Raw genomic sequence first — 16,686 nt, 5'->3', positions numbered from 1 at the left:
TTCAGACACGGCTTCAGATACCGCGCGGCGTTCCGCATCGCCTGCACTGACGACGGCGTTCCGCCGTCGCGTTCGCGATGCGATGGCGCGACGCTGCGCAGAGAGAGTTCAATGGCCAATAAAATGCTTATCGATGCCACCCACCCGGAAGAGACGCGGGTGGTGGTGGTCCGCGGCAACCGGGTCGAGGAGTTCGACTTCGAGTCCGCAGCCCGCAAGCAACTGCGCGGGAACATCTATCTCGCCAAGGTAACCCGGGTCGAACCCTCGCTGCAGGCCTGTTTCGTCGAATATGGCGGCAACCGTCACGGGTTCCTCGCCTTCAACGAAATCCATCCCGACTACTATCAGATCCCGGTCGCCGACCGGCTGGCGCTGCTGGAAGAGGAAAAGCGCGCCGCGCGCGCCGAGCGCGAAGCCGAAGACGCCAAGCTGAAGCGTGACCGCAAGCGCCGCCGTCGCCGCAAGCCGGAGTCCGACGTGCTCACCGCGCGCGCCGCGACCGGCGACGCCGTGGTCTCCGAAGCGCTCCCGGCCGAGCCGGCGCCGGCTGCCGAGTCCGCCGAGCCGGCCGGACTCGTCGAGGCCGGCACGGATCAGGCCGAAGCCGCCCGAATCGAGAGCGCCGAGGCCGGGACGACGGAGTCCGAGGCGGCCGACACCGGCGCCGCGACCGAGGCCGCCGAGACCATGACCGTCGAGGTGTCGGCTGCGGCCGATGTCTCGTCCGAGTCGACGCCGCCCCAGCTTCCGGACAGCGGTCAGGAAGACGAAGACGAGGACGAGGACGAAGAAGAAGGCGACGAGGACGAAGACGAAGAGGACGACGAGGAAGACGAAGACGACGAGGAAGAGGACGACGACGACGAGGAAGACGAGGACGAGGACGAAGAAGACGACGAGGAAGACGAGGACGAGGACGAGGACGAGGAAGAAGACGCCGAGGGCGGCAAGAAGGCCGACACCGAAAGCGTCGTCGAGATCGTCGGCTCCGGCGAGGCGCTGGAGGAGATGCCCGAACGGGTCGCCCGTCCGCTGCGCCGTCAGTACCGCATCCAGGAAGTCATCAAGCGTCGCCAGATCCTGCTGGTCCAGGTCGTCAAGGAGGAGCGCGGCACCAAGGGCGCGGCGCTGACCACCTACCTCTCGCTCGCCGGCCGCTATTCGGTGCTGATGCCCAACACCGCCCGCGGCGGCGGCATCTCGCGCAAGATCACCAACGCCGTCGACCGCAAGCGCCTGAAGGCGATTGCCGGCGAGCTGGAGGTGCCCGAAGGGATGGGCGTGATCCTGCGCACCGCCGGCGCCAACCGCACCAAGACCGAGATCAAGCGCGACTTCGAATATCTGCTGCGGCTGTGGGAGACGGTGCGCGAGCTGACGCTGCGTTCGTCCGCCCCGGCCCTGGTCTATGAGGAGGGCTCGCTGATCAAGCGCGCCATCCGCGACCTCTACAACAAGGACATCGACGAAGTCCTGGTGGCCGGCGAGGACGGTTATCGCGAGGCCAAGGAATTCATGCGCATGCTCATGCCGAGCCATGCCAAGAGCGTCCAGCCCTATCGCGAGGCGACGCCGATCTTCGCCCGCAGCGGCGTCGAGCCGCAGCTCGACGCGATGTTCTCGCCGACCGTGCAGCTCAAGTCGGGCGGCTACATCGTCATCAACCAGACCGAGGCGCTGGTGGCGATCGACGTCAATTCCGGGCGCTCGACGCGCGAGCACTCGATCGAGGAGACCGCGCTCAAGACCAATCTGGAGGCGTCGGACGAGGTGGCGCGCCAGCTTCGCCTGCGCGATCTCGCCGGATTGATCGTCGTCGATTTCATCGACATGGACGAGAAGCGCAACAACCGCTCGGTCGAGCGCCGGCTGAAGGAGGCGCTGAAGAACGACCGCGCCCGCATCCAGGTCGGCCGCATCTCGCATTTCGGCCTGCTGGAGATGAGCCGCCAGCGTATCCGCACCGGCGTGCTGGAAAGCTCCTCGGAGGTGTGCCCGCACTGCGGCGGCACCGGCCATGTGCGCGCCTCCGCCTCGGTGTCGCTGCATGTGCTGCGGGCGATCGAGGACACGCTGATCAAGTCGGCGAGCCATGATCTGATCGTCCGCACCCGCACCGCGGTGGCGCTCTACTGCCTCAACCAGAAGCGCTCCCACCTCGTCGATCTCGAACGCCGGTTCGGCGCGCTGATCGAATTCGAGGCCGACGACACGCTCAACGGCCAGACCCCGTACACGATCGAGAAGGGATCGCCGGCCAAGGGCCCGGTGATCCGCACCGCGCCGGCGCCGATCCAGCCCGATGCGATCGAGCCGGAGGACGAGATCGAGGTCGAGGAGCTCGAGACCGAGGTCGAGATCGAGGCCGACGAGGAGACGGCCGGCGAGCGCAGGTCCGAAGCCGCCCGCGACGACAATGGTGGCGGACGTCGGCGCCGGCGCCGGCGTCGGCGCCCGCGCAACGGCGAGGACGCTGGTTTTGAGGCCGGTTCGGCGCCCATGGCTGGCGACGAGGACGAGACCTCCGACGAGGACGAGGCGGATGACGAGGCCCGCGAGGGCGCCGAGGCCGGCGATGCCAGCGCCGAGGAACGCCGTCGTCGGCGGCGGCGCGGACGCCGTGGCGGTCGGCGCGGCCGGCGCGACCGCGATCAGGGCGCCGAGGGCGAAATCTCCGAGGACGCCGACGAAGGGCTGGAAGGTCAGGACGGCGAGGCGGCGACGCTGCAGCCGGCAACGCCGCACGACGAGGTGGCGGTGGAGCCCGCGGCGGTCGAGCCGCCTGCGCTGCCCGCGGCCGAGCCGATCGCCGAGGCGGCCGGCGAGCCCGCTGCCGCCGCCAGCGAGCCGGCGACGGCCGAGCCTGCGACCCCGGCCGAACCCGAGGCGGAGCCCGAGTCGGCGGCCCGGCCGCGCGGCGAGCCGGTTCACATGGTGCTGACGCCGGCCGACGAGAACCCGACCCGGCCCAAGCGCTCGGGCTGGTGGTCGCGCCGAGTCGGCTGAGGCGACGTCGGCTGAGGCGAAATGCCGAATGCACATCACCCCTGCCAAGCGGCACAAGCCGCTTGGCAGGGGTTTTCCATTTGGAGCGTCGTCGTTCGGCAGGGGCCGTTGCTTGGCAGGGGCCGTTGCTTGCAGGGATACGCTTCTTGATCCCGTCGTCCTGGACGGCGCGCAGCGCCGAGCCGGGACCGCGCTCAGGCGAAAACACGTCGTCCCGGGCAAGGGCCAAAGGCCCGGGACCCGGGACCGTCTTCCGGAAGGGGTGCGCTTCCTGCGAACGATCCCGGCTCTCGCGTCGCTCGGCCGGGATGACGACGCGCCACGGATGACGCCCGCTCGGAACGACGAGCGCCTGGACAATGAAGGCGCGTGTCGCGTCACACCGTGAAGGGCTGGCCCTTTTCCGGCACGGTGACCTCGATCCCCGAGCCGATCATTTCCTGGCAGAAGCGGTCGGCGGTCGGCTCGATGATCGGGAACGAGCCGTAGTGGCAGGGAATCGCCATCTTCGGCGTCACGAACTTCCTCATCGCCAGCGCGGCAGTGTGCGGCCCCATGGTGAAGCGGTCGCCGATCGGACAGAGGCAGATCTTGACGTCGTGGATCTCGGCCAGCAGCCCCATGTCGGAGAAGATGTCGGTATCCCCCATGTGCCACAGCACCGGCTCGCCCCGCGCCTTGACGATGACGCCGTTGGCCGAGCCGAGCGGGAAGCCGACGCCGCTCTCGACCATGCCGGCCGAGTGATCGGCCCGCACCAGCGTGACGCTGAAATCGCCCTGATCGGTGGCGCCGCCGGTGTTCATCGGGTCGAAGTGCTTCACCCCCTGCTTGGCCAGCCACATGCAGAGATCGAAATTCGTCACCACCTTGGCGCCGGTCGTCTTGGCCAGCGCCACCGTGTCGCCGACGTGATCGGAATGGCCGTGGGTGATCAGGATATGGGTTGCGCCGGCCGTCGCTTCGGCCATATCGCCCTCGAACGCCGGATTTCCGGTGAAGAACGGATCGATCAGGACGACCGACCGGCCGAAATCGAGCCGGAACGTGGCATGGCCGAACCAGGTGATTTTCATGCGTTCTATCCTCCCCGCGCAGTCTGCCCGCCGGTTATAGAACGCGGTACCCCATTCAACCAGATGACGGCGGGGCCGGACGCCGCAGCAACCGCCCGCAGGGAGTGAGCCATGGCCGCCCGCATCGCGCCTCTCGTCGATCTCGCGCCCGATCTCGCCGACGGCCCGCTGATCGGGCTCGACCTCGGCACCAAGACCATCGGCCTCGCCCTCTCCGATCGCACCCGCACCATCGCCAGCGCGGTGAGGACCATCATCCGTACCAAGTTCAAGGCCGATGCAGCCGAGCTCCTGGCCTTCGCTGCAGCCGAGAAGGCCGCCGCCCTGGTGCTCGGACTGCCACTGAACATGGATGGGTCGGAAGGCCCGCGCAGCCAAGCCACCCGGGCCTTCGCCCGCAACCTCTCGGCCCTCACCGAGACGCCGATCGCGCTGTGGGACGAACGGCTGTCGACCGCCGCCGTCACCCGCACCCTGCTCGACGCCGATGCCTCGCGGGCGCGCCGCGCCGAGGTGGTCGACAAGATGGCCGCCGCCTATCTGCTGCAGGGCGCGCTCGACCGTCTGCGGTCGATGTGAGGCTGCCTCCCCCCCTACCCGCCGCGGCGTTCCGCAACCGGCCGGGCGAGGCAGCGCGCCTGCCGGGCCGCCCGCCACAGCGTCCATTGCCGCCGCCATTGCGGCACCTGCACCGGAGTGGTGAACGGGTCGTAGCCGGCACATTCCATCCTGGCCAGATAGCTGCGCACCAGCGCCACCGGCAGGAACGCCGCCATCACCTCGCCGGGAATTGACCCCACCGCCCGGCTCACCGCCGCCAGATGGCGGTGGGCGTGGCCGCGCATCTCGGCCAGCGCGACCTTGAGGGCCGGCGTGTAGCGGCCAGCGAACACGTCGGCGCGGTTCACTCGGTGGCGGTCGAGCAGTTCCGCCGGTAGGAACATCTGGCCGCGCGAAGCGTGCAGCGGAAACGACCGCAACAGGCCGGTCAACGCATAGGCCACCCCGCCATGCCCGGCGATCTCGGCGGTGTCCTGCTCCCGCCCGCCTGCGAGCGTCAGCGCCGCGAGCTGCATCAGCGCCGACGAGGTCTCGCCGGTATAGCCCTCGAGGTCGGCCAGGGTCGGCATCGGGTCGTCGTAGAGATCGAACACCCGCGCCTCGATCAGATCGAGAAACGGCTCCACCGGCAGCCGGCACTGGCGGATCGTCGCCATCAGCGCCGCCGCCACCGGATGCGCGGCGACATCGCCCGGCCCATTGCCCGACAGCGCATCGCGCCACCACTGCAGCCGCATCTCGCCGGGCAGCGGATCGGAGACGATCTCGCGCACGCGCGCCACCTCGGCGTTGAAGGCATAGAGCGCGAACAGATGCGGGCGCGCATCCGCGGGGGCGAACAGGGTCGCGAGATAGCGGTCCTTGTCGGCCTCGCGCACAAGGCTTTCGCAATAGGCGAAGGCTTCGCTGAGCATGAGGGGAGAGATAGTGCGCAGGCCGCGTCAGTCCACGGCGATCAGGCCGGCGGCAATGCGTCGCGATTCCGCCAGCAGGATGTTGTAGGTGTGGGCGGCGTGCGCGGTCGCCATGGCCTCGACCGCCATGCCCAGTCCGCGCAGCCGCGCCTGCAGGGCGGCCGGCAGCGGCCTCAGGCCGGCGCCGCTGCCGAAGATGAACAGGTCGACCTCGCCGCTCTCGGCGAACAGTCTCTCCAGCGCCGCCTCATTGACGTCGGCCGGCGCGCGAACCGGCCACGCCCACATGCCGCTCGGCAGGATCAGCAGCGAGCCGCGGTGCGACATGTCGCCGAACCGGAAGCCGCCGGCACCGAACGACTCGATCGCGTAGCGGCCCGGCAGATGTGGTGTGCCGTCAAGCGCTGCCATCAGGCCTTGGCGGGCGCCGCCGTCTCGGCCGTGTCGGCGTCCTTCCCTTGGCCCTGAGTCCTGACCCCGAGATAGATGAGGAAGGGCGCAGCAATGAAGGCCGAGGAATAGGTGCCGATCACCACGCCGAAGATGATCGCTGCGGTGAAGGAGCGGATCACCTCGCCGCCGAAGGCATAGAGCGCAATCATCGCCAGCAGCGTGGTCGAGCCGGTATAGATGGTGCGCGACAGCGTCGAGTTCATCGCGATGTCGAGCAATTCCTCGGTCGAGATACGTTTGTATTTGCGCAGCATTTCGCGAATACGGTCATAGATGACCACCGTATCGTTGACCGAATAGCCCAGGATGGTGAGGATCGCCGCGATCGATGTCGAGTTGAACTCGATCTGCGTCACGGCGAAGAAGCCGATGGTCAGCACGATATCGTGCATCGTCGAGACCATCGCCCCGATGGCGAACTGCCATTCGAACCGGAACCACAGATAGAGAATGATGCCGAAGATGGCGAACACAACGCCGATGGTACCGCCCTGCACCAACTCCTTCGACACCTGCGGACCGACCACCTCGACGCGCCGGTACTCCACCGAATCGCCCAGCGCCGCCTTCACCTTGTCGACCACCGCCTGCTGGGCGGCGTCGCCTCCCGGCTGGGTCTGGACGCGGATCAGCACGTCGGTCGGCGGGCCGAACTGTTGAATCTGCACGTCGCCGAGATCGAGCGACCCCAGTTTGCTGCGCATCTCGCCGACATTGGCCGGCCCGCTCTTCGACTGCACCTCGATCATGGTGCCGCCCACGAAGTCGATGCCGAAATTCATCCCCACCGTGAGGAACAGCAGCAGCGACGCGATCGACAGCACGGCCGACAGCGGAAAGCTGAGCCGCCGCCACGCCATGAAGGGCAGCTTGGTGTTGGCCGGGACGAGTCTCAGGAGGCGCATCGGGATCGGTTCCGGATCAGATCGGCAGACGCGCCGGGCGCGCCCAGCGCACCCAGCTTGCGATGATCAGCCGCGTGAAGACGAAGGCGGTGAACACGGTGGTGACAATGCCGAGCGACAGCGTCACCGCGAAGCCGCGCACCGCGCCCGTGCCGACGAGGAACAGCACGAAACCGGCGATCAGCGTGGTCATATTGGCGTCGATGATGGTGGCGAGCGCCTCGCGGAAGCCGTGGTCAAGTGCGGTGATGGCGGACCGGCCGTTGCGAACCTCGTCGCGGACGCGCTCGTAGATGAGCACGTTGGAGTCCACCGCCATGCCGACGGTGAGCAGGATGCCGGCGATGCCGGGCAGCGTCAGCGTCGCCTCGAGCGCCGAAAGAATCCCGAGCAGCATCAGGATGTTGACGATCATGGCGAGGTTCGCGAACAGGCCGAACAGGCCGTAGATCACCAGCATGAAGACGATGACGAAGATCGAGCCGATGATCGAGGCATAGGTGCCGGCGCGCACCGAATCCTGGCCGAGGCTCGGCCCGATCGTGCGCTCCTCCACCACGGTCAGCGGCGCCGGCAGCGCGCCGGCCCGCAGCAGAATGGCGAGGTCGTTGGCCTGCTGCACCGTGAAACGGCCGGAAATCTGGCCGGAGCCGCCGAGAATCGGCTCGCGGATCACCGGCGCCGAGATCACCTGATTGTCGAGCACGATGGCGAACGGCCGGCCGACATTCTCCTGGGTGACGGCGGCGAACCGCCGGGCGCCATTGGTGTTGAAGCGGAAATTCACCACCGGCTCGCGGGTGCGCGAATCGAAGCCGGGCTGGGCGTCGACCAGATCCTCGCCGGCCACCATCACCCGGCGCTCGACCAGAACCGGCCCCGCGCCGCGCTCGGCGCTCTGCAGCACCTCCGAATCGGGCGGCGCGCGGCCGGATTCGGCAATCTCCGGGCTCATCGACATGTCGACCAGCCGGAAGCTCAGCTTGGCGGTGGTGCCGATGAGCTGCTTGAGGCGGGTCGGATCCTGAAGGCCGGGCACCTGCACCAGGATGCGGCTTGCGCCCTGGCGCTGGATCGCCGGTTCGGTGGTGCCGAGCTGGTCGATGCGGCGCCGGACGATCTCGATCGACTGATCGACCGCGTGCTTGACGCGCTCGTTCAGCCCGGCCTGCGTCATCACCAGCTGGATCAGCCCGTCCGCGCCTTCGCGCAGATCGATGGTGCGCTGCGAGCTGCCGCCGAACATTCCGCCGATCGGCTCCGACAGCTCGCCGAGCTTGCGGACCGCCTCGGCATAGTTCTCACCCTCGCGGATGCGCACCTGGACGCTGTCGCCCTGGATGCCGAGCCCGGTGTAGCCGACCCGCGCCTCGCGCAGGACGCGGCGGACATCGTCGCGCAACGCCTCCAGCCGTTCCTTGCGCACCGCCGGAACGTCGACCTCCAGCAGGATGTAGGAGCCGCCCTGCAGATCGAGGCCCAGCACCATGGTGCGTTGGGCCCAACTCGGCAGCGCGTGCAGCACCGACGCCGGCAGCGCATTCGGCAATGCGAGCAGGCAGCCGACCAGGGCGACCGCCAGGATCGCAAGCGCCTTCAGGCGTGTGAACACCAGCATCTAGAGCATTCTCCGCAAAAGTAGGAACCGGCTTTGCGAAAGAGAATGCGACAACTCAACAACTTCGAGCGGTCGCTTAGTCCAGTGAGATCGGCGGACGCCCTGGACGTCCCTCAACCGCGCGGCGGAACCACGGCCGGCTTCTCAGCCGGCGGCGTCGTCCTTCACCGGCTCGCTCTTGGAGCGGACCTCGGTGATCATTCCGCGGATCTGGCGGACCTTGAGCCCCTCGCCGAGCTGCAGCTCGACCTCGTTGTCGTCGATCACCTTGGAGATCTTAGCCACCATGCCGCCGGCGGTCACCACCATGTCGCCCCGGCGCAGGTTGCGCACCATCTCCTGGTGGGCCTTCGCGCGCTTCTGCTGCGGCCGCAGGATGAGGAAGTACATGATGATGAAGATCAGCACGAACGGCATCAAGGACAGCAGCATGTCTGTGCCGCCACCGGCGCCGAGAGGTGCGCTTTGCGCGAACGCGGGCGAGATGAACATCGATGAACCTCGTGAAACGCTGGTCGGACCTGCGGCGGCTGTTCAGGCGATCCCCGCGCCGCCACCAGCGACAGCCCGGGAGGGCCTGCAAATCGGCTCGTTTCGACCGGTCTGGACCAGCCGGATCAGCGATCCGGCCCGCCCGAACCTTACCGAACGAAGCGGCGCGGACTATAGCCAGCCCCCCCTCGAATGCAATGGTGCGCCTTGCGGCGCGTCAGGCGGCCCGTTAAGCACGCCCGGAATTCCGGAACCGACATGACCGACGACGCTTCATCCCCGGCCTCACCGTCTCTCGCCCCCCTCCTGGAGCGCATCGCCGCGGCGCTTGAGCGTCTCAGCCCGCCACCCCCGCCCGCGCCCGATTTCGCCGCCGCCGATGCCTTCGTCTGGCAGGCGGCCGGCCAGCGCCTGCAGCCGGTGGCCAAGGTCAATCGCGTGGCGATCTCGCTGCTCAAGGGCATCGACCGCGTCCGCGACATCCTGCTCGACAACACCGCCCGCTTCGCCGCCGGCCTGCCGGCCAACAACGCGCTGCTGTGGGGCGCGCGCGGTATGGGCAAGTCCTCCCTCGTCAAGGCGGCCCATGCCGAGGTGGCGGCCGCGCGCACCGGCGGCCAGCCGCTGAAGCTGATCGAGATCCACCGCGAGGACATCGAGTCGCTGCCCGATCTGATGGCGCGGCTGCGGCCTGCGCCCTGCCGCTTCATCGTGTTCTGCGACGACCTGTCGTTCGATGGCGGCGACACCTCCTACAAGTCGCTGAAGGCGGCGCTGGAGGGCGGCCTCGAAGGCCGGCCCGACAATGTGCTGTTCTATGCCACCTCCAACCGCCGCCACCTCATCCCGCGCGACATGGTCGACAATGAACGCGCGACCGCCATCAATCCCGGCGAGGCAGTGGAGGAAAAGGTATCGCTGTCCGACCGCTTCGGCCTGTGGCTCGGCTTCCACAATTGCAGCCAGGACGAATACCTCGGAATGGTCGCAGCCTACGCCGCTTATATCGGCCTGCCGGTTCCGCCCGAGGTGCTGACGCGCGAGGCGCTGGAATGGTCGGTGACCCGCGGCTCGCGCTCCGGCCGCGTCGCCTGGCAGTTCATCCAGGACGCCGCCGGCCGGGCCGGGGTGCCCCTCCCCCGCGGCTGACGCACCAGCCGCGTTGCGTCAAGTCAAGGCGGGGCGTCCGGCAAACCGTACCGTTCCTTTGCTCAGGGGAGGACGGACGATGCTCTCGCTTCTTTCGCGCCGGCAGGCGCTGCTGCTCGCTGCCGCCGTTCTTGCGCCATCCGCCGGCCAAGCCGATCCGGCGGCGCCGGTGCCTCTCGACGGCGTCTATGTCGGCAGCTTCGCGGGCGAGGCGACGGGCACGCTGACCTTCACGGTGGAGAACCGCCAGCTCAGCGGTTCCCTCAAGGGCGTCGTGAAGAGCGACCCGATCGAAGCCACGTTCGCCGGAGCAGTCGGCGAGGACGGCGCCGTCGCCCTGCCGCTGACCGGAACGGTGCGCGACACCAGCCGGTTCAATCTCGGCACCTTCCCGTTCAGCGGCACCGTCAATGGGCGCATCGGCGGCGAGACCGGCTCCGGCGGCTGGACCGGCGCCAACCAGTTCGCCCGCCATGAAGGCACCTGGAGAGCCACGCGGAAATAGGCGCGAAACGAAGAGGCGCAAAGACGCCGGCCCCGCCGACGCAGGCCGGCGCGTTGCGTCAGGTCAAGGCAGAGATTCAGGCAAACCCTAGCGTCCCTCCGTCTTGAGGAGGACCGATGCCGAAACCGTCATGTCTGTCGCGCCGGCAGGCGCTGCTTCTTGCCGCCGCCTTCGTCGCCCTGCCGTCCGATAGCCGCGCCGCGCAGCAGGATTTCGTCGATTCGCTCATAAGCCGCATCGCCGGCACCCTCGCCGCCTCCCGCGACAATCCCGACTGGCGCAAGAAGTACGACCTCGCCCTGCGCAACATCGAGGATCTGAAGAAGACGCTGCAGTATGGCGGCCGCATCTCCTCCAATCCGGTGGCGCCGCTGCGCGCCGATCTCGGCGCGCGGCTGAAGGAACTGCGCGACGAGTGGGAGGCCTACACCAACGCCGAACAGAAGCTCGAAGCGCTGCGCAAGAAGGAGGCGCAGGGCACAATCAACGACATCGGCGGCGAGATGATCTCCCGCATCGTCCCCAGGCCCGGTGTTCTGACGCCGCTGGCGCAGGCCAAGACCAAGAATGCCGAGATCATCCGCCAGGACTTCGCCCGTCTGAAGACCTTCGACGAGGGGCTGGCCAAGGTCCGCGAGTACAAGAAATACATGCTGCCGGCGATCCGCGACACCCGCGACCGCTATCACGGCCTCGAACCGCTGGTCCAAGCCTGGGCGGCCCTGACGCCGGTTTCGTTCGACGGCACCTATTCCGGCAGCTTCCAGGGCACGGCGTCCGGCTCGCTCACCTTCACCGTCTCGAACGGCCGCATCAGCGGCACGGTTCAGGGCCGCTCGGGCAGCGACCCCGTGCAGGGCAAGTTCTCCGGCTCGGTGTCCGAGGACGGCACGATCTCCACCAGCCTGTCGGGCACGCTGCGCGATTCCAGCCAGTACAATCTCGGCACCTTCACGTTCAGCGGCAAGCTGACCGGGCGGATCAACAGCGCCGTCGCCTCCGGCAACTGGGCCGGCGCCAACAAGCACGGCAGCCAGAGCGGCAGCTGGAGCGCCTCGCGGCGGTGATACGCGGCGCGCCCGGGGAGCGCGGAGGCCTCCCGCTCAGCCGCCGGTGAGCAGCGGCACCGGATCGACCGGATTGGAGCCGCGGCGCACCTCGAAGTGGAGCTGCGGCGAGGTCACCGAGCCGCTCTGGCCGGCGCGGGCGATCGACTGGCCGCGCTTCACGCTGTCGCCGCGCTTCACCATCAGCTCGCTGTTGTGGGCGTAGGCGGTCACCCAGCCGTCGGCGTGGCGGATCAGCACGAGGTTGCCGTAGCCCTTGAGCTCGGAGCCGGCATAGGCGACCACGCCGTCCTCGGCGGCCTTGATCGTCGCGCCCTCGGGCACGGCGATATTGATGCCGTCATTCTTCTCGCCGCCCGGCTTGGCGCCGAAATTGGCGATCACCCGGCCGCGCACCGGCCAGCGGAAGGCCACGCCCTTGCGCGCCGGCTCCGCCTTAGTCTCCTCGGGCGTCTCGGTCGGCTGAACCATCGCCGCCGTCTCGACCGCCGGCTCCGGCTTGCGGGACGGCTCAAGCTTCTGCGTGGGCGCAACGCTCGCCGTGCGTTCGAACCGGCTCGGCGCCGGGGCCATCGCCTCGGCCCGCAACGGCGAAGCCGCCGCCGGAGCCTGCACCGCCGCCTGACGCACCGGGGCCGCGGCGGCGGGCGGAGTCTGGGCGGCGAACTGCTGGGCCGGCGCGGCCGGGGCGCCCTGCCCCGGAATGGTGAGCCGCTGGCCGATGCTGAGGTGCGAATCCGCCGTCAGGCCGTTCGCAGAGGCCAGCGCCGTGCGGCTGACCTTGTAGCGGCGGGCGATGGCGTTCAGCGTATCTCCCGAATTGACGATGTGGGTGCCGGCGGCGGCCGCAGGCGCCGGCGTGCGGACCGGCGCCGCAGCGGCCGGCGGCACGCTGGCGGTGGCGAACCGCTCGGCCGGCGGCGGCGCCGACGCGGCGGGCTGGTAGCCGGCGCCCGGGATCACCAGCCGCTGGCCGGCGCGCACCAGCCGGGCATCGGCGATGTTGTTGGCGCTCATGATCGCCTTGGCCGGCACATTGTAGCGGCGGGCCAGCGACGTGATCGTCTCGCCCGGCTTCACCACCACCGTGGCGCCCCCAGCGGCGGGCGCGCCGGCCGGCGGCAGCGATCCGGTGACGTCGGCACGCGGCGGCGCGACGCTGGACATCGGCCGGTAGGCCGGCCCGGGCTGGGCCGACGCCATCACCGGCCCATTGGAATAGGTGGCCGGCGGCGGCGCGGCATTCGCCTGCCCCCAGCGATTGGCCGGCGGCGGCGGCAGCGCGCCCTGCTGGCCGTAATAGGGACCCGGCGCCTGCTGCGGCGGCATCGAGGCGGGCGGATACGACGCCGCGGGATACGACGACGCCGGATAGGAGGGCGGCGGCAGCGGCTGGTTGGAAACCTGGGTGGTCGGCGCCGCCATCACCGCTGCCGGCGGGGCGTTGGAAGCCGGCGGCGCCGCGGATTCGCCGGGCCTGGGGCCGAACGGCGAATACAGAGGATCGGACCCAAGGCGAGTATCGGCGCAGCCGCCAACGGCCGCAGCCACCAACCCGGCCACGGCAAACCGCGCGACAATTCGCGACCGAACGACATCGGCAGGGCTACGCATTCCAGCAACTCACTCGCACGCGACCACAACGGCGCGAGTAGAGACTATCTGGGGTAAACGGTCGCTTAAGCTTGCCGGAAGATGAACGGTCCGGCGCCGATTTCTGGGGACGCGGTCGGCCGCCCCTCGGACGGGACCCGGAGAGCCGCAATCTTGAAACTAAAAATAACGTTTTAAAACAATATATTCTGCGGGATTATTGCCACGTTGCCGGAGCAGTCCGCCGCAAGCCGGATCACAGCGATTTGGCGACGCCGCCGAGCATCGGCACGAAACGCACCGGTAGCAGCAGCTTCTTTTCGCAACCCGATTCGGTGCGCCGGATCTGCAGCAGATCCTGGATGCCGCCCTCCGGCCCGATCGGCCCGACCAGCACCCCGCCGACCGCGAGCTGGTCGAACACCGCCGGCGGAATTTCGGCCGCCGCCGCCGTCATCATGATCCGGTCGTAGGGCGCGGCCTCCGGCCAGCCCAGCGTGCCGTCGGCGACGCGCACCTCGACATTGTCGAGGCCGAGCCGGCCCAGCCGCGCCTCGGCGAGGTCGGCCAGCGTGCGGTAGCGCTCCAGCGTCACCACCCGCTTGGCGAGCTTGCCGAGAATCGCCGCCTGATAACCGGAGCCGGTGCCGATCTCGAGCACGGTATGGCCGGGCCGGACCTCGAGCGCCTCGGTCATCGCCGCGACGAGGCTGGGCTGGCTGATGGTCTGGCCGCAGGCGATCGGCAGCGCCCGGTCCTCCCAGGCGACGTCGCGGTCGGCCGGATCGACGAACAGCTCGCGCGGCACCGTCTCCATCGCCCGCAGCACGTTGGTGTCGCGGATGCCGCGCTGGCGCAGGCCGAGCAGGAACTGCATGCGGCCGACGCCATCCTCGGGCGTGGGATTGAAGGCGCCCATCTCAACTCCGCCCAAGACAGTCTCCCCGCGGATGGCGCAGGCCGCCCGCAGGCAGGCCGTCCGCAGGAACGTGCGGGAAATCTACGACAGACGCAGCGAAAGCGCAGCCCTCCGCGCCGGAATGAGACGAAAATTCCAAATCAGCCAAAGACTTGCGCCAAACGGGTCATGAACGGCTCGTCGGTCATGTCGAGCCGCAGCGGCGTCACCGCCACCTTGCGGGCGTGTACCGCCCACAGATCGGTTCCGTCGGCGCGGGTGGGCTCCTGCCGGTTGAAGGCGATCCAGTAATAGGGAAGCCCCCGCCCGTCGTGGCGGGCGTCGATTCGCAACAGCTCCTGGGCACGGAAGCCCTGGGTCGCCACCGTGACGCCGGTCACCTCGTCGGGCAGGCAGTCCGGGAAATTGACATTGACCAGCACACCTTTGGGCAGGCCCTGCGCCAGCACCTGGCGGATCACCTGCGGCGCGAACCGCTCGGCGGTAGCCCAATGCGGGTTCTGGCGGGTCTCGTAGCCATAGAGCTGGGACAGCGCAAACGACGGCACGCCGAGAATCGTGCCCTCGATGGCCCCGGCCACCGTGCCGGAATAGGTGACGTCCTCGGCGATATTGCCGCCGCGATTGACCCCCGACAGCACCAGATCGGGCGGCGTGCCGTTCATCAGATGGCGCAGGCCCATGATCACGCAGTCGGTGGGCGTGCCCTTGACCGCGTAATGGCGCGGGCCGACCTCGCGCAGCCGCAGCGGATCGTTGAGCGACAGCGAATGCGCCACGCCCGACTGGTCGGTCTCGGGCGCGATCACCCACACATCGTCGGAGAGCGTGCGGGCGATGCGCTCGCACACCTCCAGGCCGGGGGCGTAGATGCCGTCGTCATTGGTGACCAGGATGCGCATCACGCCGCCCGCTCGATCCTGGCGAGCCCGCCCATATAGGGTTTCAGCACCTCGGGAATGGTGATCGAGCCGTCCTCGTTCTGGTAGTTCTCAAGTACCGCCACCAGCGCGCGGCCGACCGCGACGCCCGAGCCGTTCAGCGTGTGGACCGGGCGGATCCTGCCCTCCTTGGAGCGGACGCGCGCCTGCATGCGCCGGGCCTGGAACTCGCCGCAATTGGAGCAGGACGAGATCTCGCGGAACATCCCCTGCCCCGGCAGCCAAACCTCGATGTCGTAGGTCTTCTGCGAGGCGAAGCCCATGTCGCCGGTGCACAGCGTCACGACTCGATAATGCAGACCGAGCCGGCGCAGCACTTCCTCGGCGCAAGCGAGCATGCGCTCGTGCTCGTTCTGGCTTTCCTCGGGCGTGGTGATCGAGACCAGCTCGACCTTGTAGAACTGGTGCTGGCGGATCATGCCGCGGGTGTCGCGCCCGGCGGCGCCGGCCTCGGCCCGGAAGCAATAGGTGCCGGCGGTGAAGCGCTTCGGCAGCTCGGCTTCCTCCAGGATGGATTCGCGGACTATATTGGTCAGTGGAACCTCGGCGGTGGGGATGAGCCAATGATAGTCTTTGTCCCCGACATAGAGCCTTAATAGCGCCGTACGTTCACTTTCACCAAAATTCGCCATGCGCTCCTGAATTTCGTCTTGAGAAATCTGTCGAGTGGCAAGAAACTGATCTTCTGCAAACTTTGGCAACTGCGCCGTGCCGAACATCGCATGGTCGCGCACCAAGAGCGGCGGCGCGACTTCGGTATAGCCGTGCTCGGTGGTGTGGACGTCGAGGAAGAACTGGGCGATGGCGCGCTCCAGCCGCGCCAAGTGTCCCTTCAGCACCACGAACCGCGCGCCGGACAGCTTGGCCGCGGCGTCGAAGTCCATCAGCTTCAGCCCTTCGCCCAGGTCGAAATGCTGCCGCGGCCGGAACGCCAGCACCGGCGGCGCACCGAAACGGTGGCGCTCGACATTGGTGGTCTCGTCCGGGCCGTTGGGCACATCATCTGCCGGAAGATTCGGAATCGCGGCGAGCGCGGCGTCCAGCGTCTCGGAGGCCGCCTTCTCGGCCTCGACCAGCTTGGGCAGATCGTCCTTGAGCTTGGCCACCTCGGCCATCAGCTCGGCGGCCTTCTCCTCGTCCTTCTTGGCCTTGGCCTGACCGATCTCCTTGGAGGCGGCGTTGCGGCGCGCCTGCGCCGCCTCCACCGCGACGATGGCGGTGCGCCGCACCTCATCCAGCGCGATCAAATGGGCCGAGAAGAGCTGCGGAGACGTCTCGGAATCGAGGCCGCGGCGCTTCAGGCCGGCGTCGAAGGCGTCGGGATTGTCGCGAATCCATTTGATGTCGTGCATGAAACTGAGCCTGGAAGAACTTGATATATTTACGCGACGGGGTGCCGACGATTGGTCCTGACGATGGAGCCGCCCCGTCCCTCGCCCACACGGGGAGCGAGACGAGTCCGCAGCGTCATAGCGCCGGCTGGC

Annotated in this window: 15 protein-coding genes; 5 read left to right on the top strand and 10 right to left on the bottom strand. The window is 68.5% G+C overall.

Annotated features, from left to right (window positions below; all coding sequences use genetic code 11):
- The first annotated feature begins 111 nt into the window (after nucleotides 1–111).
- Nucleotides 112–3,009: an Rne/Rng family ribonuclease gene (locus tag BLTE_RS06950; protein ID WP_126398804.1), complete on the top strand. Its 2,898-nt coding sequence runs from the start codon at nucleotides 112–114 to the stop codon at nucleotides 3,007–3,009.
- A gap of 377 nt (nucleotides 3,010–3,386) precedes the next feature.
- Here the strand turns inward: BLTE_RS06950 and BLTE_RS06945 are convergent, their stop codons facing one another.
- Nucleotides 3,387–4,085 carry a metal-dependent hydrolase gene (locus tag BLTE_RS06945; RefSeq protein WP_126398802.1) on the bottom strand — a complete coding sequence of 233 codons (699 nt, stop codon included), beginning with the start codon at nucleotides 4,083–4,085 and terminating at the stop codon, nucleotides 3,387–3,389.
- A gap of 111 nt (nucleotides 4,086–4,196) precedes the next feature.
- Between BLTE_RS06945 and ruvX the strand changes: the two genes are divergently transcribed.
- Nucleotides 4,197–4,664: a Holliday junction resolvase RuvX gene (gene ruvX, locus BLTE_RS06940; RefSeq protein ID WP_126398800.1), complete on the top strand. Its 468-nt coding sequence runs from the start codon at nucleotides 4,197–4,199 to the stop codon at nucleotides 4,662–4,664.
- Nucleotides 4,665–4,678: 14 nt separating this feature from the next.
- Here ruvX and BLTE_RS06935 read toward each other — a convergent pair whose 3' ends face one another.
- The 5 genes from BLTE_RS06935 to yajC form a co-directional block, all read right to left on the bottom strand.
- Nucleotides 4,679–5,560 (bottom strand): phytoene/squalene synthase family protein, encoded by an 882-nt coding sequence (locus BLTE_RS06935; RefSeq protein WP_126398798.1) that lies wholly within the window; start codon nucleotides 5,558–5,560, stop codon nucleotides 4,679–4,681.
- A 27-nt stretch (nucleotides 5,561–5,587) separates the two neighbouring features.
- The gene (locus BLTE_RS06930) at nucleotides 5,588–5,971 is read right to left on the bottom strand and encodes an Mth938-like domain-containing protein (protein WP_126398796.1); all 384 of its coding nucleotides are present in this window, start codon (nucleotides 5,969–5,971) and stop codon (nucleotides 5,588–5,590) included.
- Nucleotides 5,971–6,918 carry a protein translocase subunit SecF gene (secF, locus tag BLTE_RS06925; RefSeq protein ID WP_126398794.1) on the bottom strand — a complete coding sequence of 316 codons (948 nt, stop codon included), beginning with the start codon at nucleotides 6,916–6,918 and terminating at the stop codon, nucleotides 5,971–5,973. Before secF ends, BLTE_RS06930 begins: the two co-directional genes overlap by 1 nt.
- 16 nt (nucleotides 6,919–6,934) lie before the next feature.
- Nucleotides 6,935–8,536 carry a protein translocase subunit SecD gene (gene secD / locus BLTE_RS06920; protein WP_126398792.1) on the bottom strand — a complete coding sequence of 534 codons (1,602 nt, stop codon included), beginning with the start codon at nucleotides 8,534–8,536 and terminating at the stop codon, nucleotides 6,935–6,937.
- A 144-nt stretch (nucleotides 8,537–8,680) separates the two neighbouring features.
- Nucleotides 8,681–9,028: a preprotein translocase subunit YajC gene (yajC, locus tag BLTE_RS06915; protein ID WP_126398790.1), complete on the bottom strand. Its 348-nt coding sequence runs from the start codon at nucleotides 9,026–9,028 to the stop codon at nucleotides 8,681–8,683.
- Between the two features lie 258 nt (nucleotides 9,029–9,286).
- On the opposite strand from yajC, the gene BLTE_RS06910 reads away from it, so the two are divergent.
- The 3 genes from BLTE_RS06910 to BLTE_RS06900 all read left to right on the top strand — a co-directional run bounded on the left by BLTE_RS06910 (nucleotide 9,287) and on the right by BLTE_RS06900 (nucleotide 11,749).
- A complete protein-coding gene (locus tag BLTE_RS06910; RefSeq protein ID WP_126398788.1) occupies nucleotides 9,287–10,177 on the top strand; it encodes an ATP-binding protein in 891 nt (296 codons plus the stop codon).
- A 79-nt stretch (nucleotides 10,178–10,256) separates the two neighbouring features.
- Nucleotides 10,257–10,682, top strand: a complete 426-nt coding sequence (locus tag BLTE_RS06905) for a hypothetical protein (RefSeq protein WP_126398786.1) — start codon at nucleotides 10,257–10,259, stop codon at nucleotides 10,680–10,682.
- A 116-nt stretch (nucleotides 10,683–10,798) separates the two neighbouring features.
- Nucleotides 10,799–11,749: a hypothetical protein gene (locus BLTE_RS06900; RefSeq protein WP_126398784.1), complete on the top strand. Its 951-nt coding sequence runs from the start codon at nucleotides 10,799–10,801 to the stop codon at nucleotides 11,747–11,749.
- A gap of 36 nt (nucleotides 11,750–11,785) precedes the next feature.
- Here the strand turns inward: BLTE_RS06900 and BLTE_RS06895 are convergent, their stop codons facing one another.
- From BLTE_RS06895 to serS, 4 genes are all read right to left on the bottom strand, one after another.
- Nucleotides 11,786–13,174: a LysM peptidoglycan-binding domain-containing M23 family metallopeptidase gene (locus tag BLTE_RS06895; protein WP_160140543.1), complete on the bottom strand. Its 1,389-nt coding sequence runs from the start codon at nucleotides 13,172–13,174 to the stop codon at nucleotides 11,786–11,788.
- A gap of 424 nt (nucleotides 13,175–13,598) precedes the next feature.
- Nucleotides 13,599–14,261 (bottom strand): protein-L-isoaspartate(D-aspartate) O-methyltransferase, encoded by a 663-nt coding sequence (locus BLTE_RS06890; protein ID WP_244600198.1) that lies wholly within the window; start codon nucleotides 14,259–14,261, stop codon nucleotides 13,599–13,601.
- Nucleotides 14,262–14,401: 140 nt separating this feature from the next.
- Nucleotides 14,402–15,163 carry a 5'/3'-nucleotidase SurE gene (gene surE, locus BLTE_RS06885; protein ID WP_126402089.1) on the bottom strand — a complete coding sequence of 254 codons (762 nt, stop codon included), beginning with the start codon at nucleotides 15,161–15,163 and terminating at the stop codon, nucleotides 14,402–14,404.
- Entirely contained in the window at nucleotides 15,163–16,554 is a 1,392-nt protein-coding gene (gene serS, locus BLTE_RS06880) for a serine--tRNA ligase (protein ID WP_126398780.1), read from the bottom strand. Before serS ends, surE begins: the two co-directional genes overlap by 1 nt.
- Between the last annotated feature and the right edge of the window lie 132 nt (nucleotides 16,555–16,686).

The organism is Blastochloris tepida (genome assembly GCF_003966715.1).
Taxonomy (GTDB): Bacteria; Pseudomonadota; Alphaproteobacteria; order Rhizobiales; family Xanthobacteraceae; genus Blastochloris; species Blastochloris tepida.
The sequence above is the reverse complement of the archived record's forward strand: the minus strand, read 5'-3'. Positions and strand labels throughout refer to the sequence as shown.

Coding starts and splice junctions, on each gene's coding strand:
- BLTE_RS06950 (WP_126398804.1), top strand. CDS start 112: ATGGCCAATAAAATGCTTATCGATGCCACCCACCCGGAAGAGACGCGG.
- BLTE_RS06945 (WP_126398802.1), bottom strand. CDS start 4,085: ATGAAAATCACCTGGTTCGGCCATGCCACGTTCCGGCTCGATTTCGGC.
- ruvX (WP_126398800.1), top strand. CDS start 4,197: ATGGCCGCCCGCATCGCGCCTCTCGTCGATCTCGCGCCCGATCTCGCC.
- BLTE_RS06935 (WP_126398798.1), bottom strand. CDS start 5,560: ATGCTCAGCGAAGCCTTCGCCTATTGCGAAAGCCTTGTGCGCGAGGCC.
- BLTE_RS06930 (WP_126398796.1), bottom strand. CDS start 5,971: ATGGCAGCGCTTGACGGCACACCACATCTGCCGGGCCGCTACGCGATC.
- secF (WP_126398794.1), bottom strand. CDS start 6,918: ATGCGCCTCCTGAGACTCGTCCCGGCCAACACCAAGCTGCCCTTCATG.
- secD (WP_126398792.1), bottom strand. CDS start 8,536: ATGCTGGTGTTCACACGCCTGAAGGCGCTTGCGATCCTGGCGGTCGCC.
- yajC (WP_126398790.1), bottom strand. CDS start 9,028: ATGTTCATCTCGCCCGCGTTCGCGCAAAGCGCACCTCTCGGCGCCGGT.
- BLTE_RS06910 (WP_126398788.1), top strand. CDS start 9,287: ATGACCGACGACGCTTCATCCCCGGCCTCACCGTCTCTCGCCCCCCTC.
- BLTE_RS06905 (WP_126398786.1), top strand. CDS start 10,257: ATGCTCTCGCTTCTTTCGCGCCGGCAGGCGCTGCTGCTCGCTGCCGCC.
- BLTE_RS06900 (WP_126398784.1), top strand. CDS start 10,799: ATGCCGAAACCGTCATGTCTGTCGCGCCGGCAGGCGCTGCTTCTTGCC.
- BLTE_RS06895 (WP_160140543.1), bottom strand. CDS start 13,174: ATGGCGGCGCCGACCACCCAGGTTTCCAACCAGCCGCTGCCGCCGCCC.
- BLTE_RS06890 (WP_244600198.1), bottom strand. CDS start 14,261: ATGGGCGCCTTCAATCCCACGCCCGAGGATGGCGTCGGCCGCATGCAG.
- surE (WP_126402089.1), bottom strand. CDS start 15,163: ATGCGCATCCTGGTCACCAATGACGACGGCATCTACGCCCCCGGCCTG.
- serS (WP_126398780.1), bottom strand. CDS start 16,554: ATGCACGACATCAAATGGATTCGCGACAATCCCGACGCCTTCGACGCC.